5 protein-coding genes are annotated in these 2,583 nt (G+C 53.7%); 4 read left to right on the top strand and 1 reads right to left on the bottom strand.

Annotated features, from left to right (window positions below; translation table 11 throughout):
• Positions 1 to 293 precede the first annotated feature (293 nt).
• Positions 294 to 641: a hypothetical protein gene (locus IB244_RS31470; protein ID WP_192306965.1), complete on the top strand. Its 348-nt coding sequence runs from the start codon at positions 294 to 296 to the stop codon at positions 639 to 641.
• 174 nt (positions 642 to 815) lie between these two features.
• Here IB244_RS31470 and IB244_RS31465 read toward each other — a convergent pair whose 3' ends face one another.
• Positions 816 to 1,547 (bottom strand): S24 family peptidase, encoded by a 732-nt coding sequence (locus IB244_RS31465; RefSeq protein WP_210334368.1) that lies wholly within the window; start codon positions 1,545 to 1,547, stop codon positions 816 to 818.
• Between the two features lie 44 nt (positions 1,548 to 1,591).
• Between IB244_RS31465 and IB244_RS31460 the strand changes: the two genes are divergently transcribed.
• From IB244_RS31460 to IB244_RS31450, 3 genes are read left to right on the top strand one after another with little or no spacing between them, the layout of a single operon-like run.
• The gene (locus IB244_RS31460; protein ID WP_192306963.1) at positions 1,592 to 1,819 is read left to right on the top strand and encodes a helix-turn-helix domain-containing protein; all 228 of its coding nucleotides are present in this window, start codon (positions 1,592 to 1,594) and stop codon (positions 1,817 to 1,819) included.
• Entirely contained in the window at positions 1,816 to 2,292 is a 477-nt protein-coding gene (locus IB244_RS31455; RefSeq protein WP_192306961.1) for a ribonuclease H, read from the top strand. Before IB244_RS31460 ends, IB244_RS31455 begins: the two co-directional genes overlap by 4 nt.
• Entirely contained in the window at positions 2,289 to 2,582 is a 294-nt protein-coding gene (locus IB244_RS31450) for a hypothetical protein (protein ID WP_192306959.1), read from the top strand. The genes IB244_RS31455 and IB244_RS31450 overlap by 4 nt, the downstream gene beginning before the upstream one ends.
• The last annotated feature ends 1 nt before the right edge of the window (position 2,583 follow it).

Below are 2,583 nucleotides of genomic sequence, written 5' to 3'. Positions count from 1 at the left end.
CTTCGCCGCCGAAGCTGCGCATGTCGCGATCTGCGTCTTGGTACTCTTCGTATTCCCAAGCCATCTCAGGATCGGTCGTCCATTCGCAGCCTCTATCGAGGTAAAACGTCGTGCCGTTTCGGCTGCATTTCTCGACATTCCAGCGTGTTACGAGAGCCATCTGCCTCACCTCTGTTCGATGCCGATCGACGTTTCGCTTTGTCCCTTTCGGGCGGTCAGTCGTCGTTCGTTGGTATATGCAGAATACCAGAATGGCATAGACAGTCAATACCGAGGTGGTATAAAAGACTGGTATGAACAAAAAAGATGAAGCGACCACAGACAGAATCAGGTTGATCCGGAAGAAGTACCCTCCGGTGCCAATGGCCCCATTCCTAGCGATGCAAAGACGGTGGATTCGGCGCGTCAATCAGATGACTTCGATGACGCATGTTCAGCGTTGCGCTGCTGTTTTCATCGGCGCGTTTGGAACGCCTGATGCTCCGTTCTGTGCGACCAGCATGGACTACATTTGCAAGCACGTCGGCTGCGAACGGACAGCAGTCCACAAAGCTGTGAAGTTCTTGGAGGGGATCGGCTACATGGCCGTCGATCGACAGAAACGCGCTGGTAACGTGTACCGCATTCAGGTGCCGATTTGATGAGTTTATGTTGTTGTGGAGCAACCAATTACGTGTTGCTGGTGAACAACACAATATAGACGGGTGCTGATATAGACGGAGTTATCTTCTTTTAGTTTTGGCTTAGGATAAGGGTAATTAGTAGAAGGGTGAGAAGACGATTTTTGAATTCTTCGTCTTCCAAAGCCTGAAAAATCAGGCGACGCCAGCCAAGGCGATGAAGTGCACCGAGGCGACCATACTGCTCGCAAAACGCAGCTCTTTCGGTGGATTGAACTGCTCAAGCACCAATTCGATGTTGTTTTGCCTAACAAACCTCTTCACGTAGGCCAAAAGCGGCCCATGCTCTTCCTGGTGAATCTGGGCAATCACGTAATCACCCCGCTTCACTCGCCGTTTCGGATCGACGAAACAGATTTCGCCATCCTCGTATCTTGGCTCCATCGACGAACCGGCCACGGATACCGCATAAGCACCTGAGATATGCGAGATCACGGGCGGCGCCATAACTTCGTAAAGCACTGTACCGTTCATCAGAAATTCCCCGTCAACGCCTCCTACGGCTTGCCCGTAAACCGGTATCCGCCGTCCAAGACCTTCAACCTTATCTCGTACTATGGCATTTGGGGGATCAAAAGTTGGGGGCGTGGCATCCGATTTTGGAACATCGTTAACACCCGTCTCCGTCCCATTCCCGAACAGTAGAGCCTCCGGAGTAATGTTGAGATGAGGCGCGATTTTCTCGGCCCATTCTTTCGTGAGCTTCCTTTCCCCGCTCTCAAGCCTCTTGATCTGTGGTTGTGACGTGCCAACCCGCTCGGCCAAAGCCGCCTGGCTGAGTTCGATCTTCTCGCGTAACTCTTTGATCATGTTCATAAACGAGATATTATTCCGTTGCGGTATAAACATCAAAAACCAAAATGACATAAATAACTCTTGCAAGCCGATGCCAAAATGGTATTGTGCTTGGTATGACCCTAAATGATTTTCTCAACACCGAGCCCAAGACATCGCACGCAGCGTTCGCTGATCTGATCGGCGTGACGCAGGCGACTGTCAGTCGATATCTCGCCGGCGACCGGTTCCCGCCGCCTGCGGTCATGCGGAAGATTTTCCTCGCCACGAGCGGCAAGGTCACGGCAAACGATCTGCTTGTCGGGTTCGAGTCTGCGCAGCGCAGAGAGAAGGCCGCGTCATGATCAGTATCTACACGGATGGGGCCTGCGAGCCTAACCCCGGCGCTGGCGGATGGGCCTTTGTGGTCTACGAAAATGGCGTCAACACGCAGATCCGCTTCGGAGGGGATGTCTCCTCTACGAACAACATCATGGAGATGACGGCAGTTCTCGCGGCTATTGAGCACTGCATTGCCCATAGGATGAAATTCACCGAGGTCCGCATCTTCAGCGACAGCCAATATGTCGTGAAGGGCTGCAACGAGTGGCGTCACGGATGGGCCCGCAAGGGCTGGGAAAAGGGCAAGGCAAGCCTGAAGAATGCCGGTCTTTGGAAGGCGATCGCAGCGGCCCATGACGCCTTTCCATGCGCGATCACATGGGTTCGTGGCCACAGCGGCATCGAAGGCAATGAAGAGGCAGACAGACTTGCCGAGGTAGGCCGTAAGCACGCGATCGAACATCGCATCACGTCCCTAGAGGAGTTTGCAGCATGAAATACGCACTAGCACTTTCATCACTTCTCATAGCTTCCCCTGCAATGGCTGAAGGAAGCCTACGGACTGCTGCTCTCACTGCGGTCGGCATCGAGGTATGCGGTGCAGAGGTTCCGAAGGGATTGCTCACTGCATTGGTTGAGCGCGGCTCCCAAGAAACCGGTATCCCGGCAGAAGCAGCGGCATACATCGCTCTCGGCATGAAGCTGGCATACACGGACATCATCGCTCGCACCAACACTGCTGCTGAGTTTTGCTCTGCCACCAAGACGGCGAGGATTGGGCAGTGAG

It is taken from the genome of Rhizobium sp. RHZ02, from assembly GCF_014851575.1.
Lineage (GTDB): Bacteria > Pseudomonadota > Alphaproteobacteria > Rhizobiales > Rhizobiaceae > Rhizobium > Rhizobium altiplani.
Note: the sequence above shows the minus strand (reverse complement) of the source record. Positions and strands in the feature narration are given on the sequence as shown.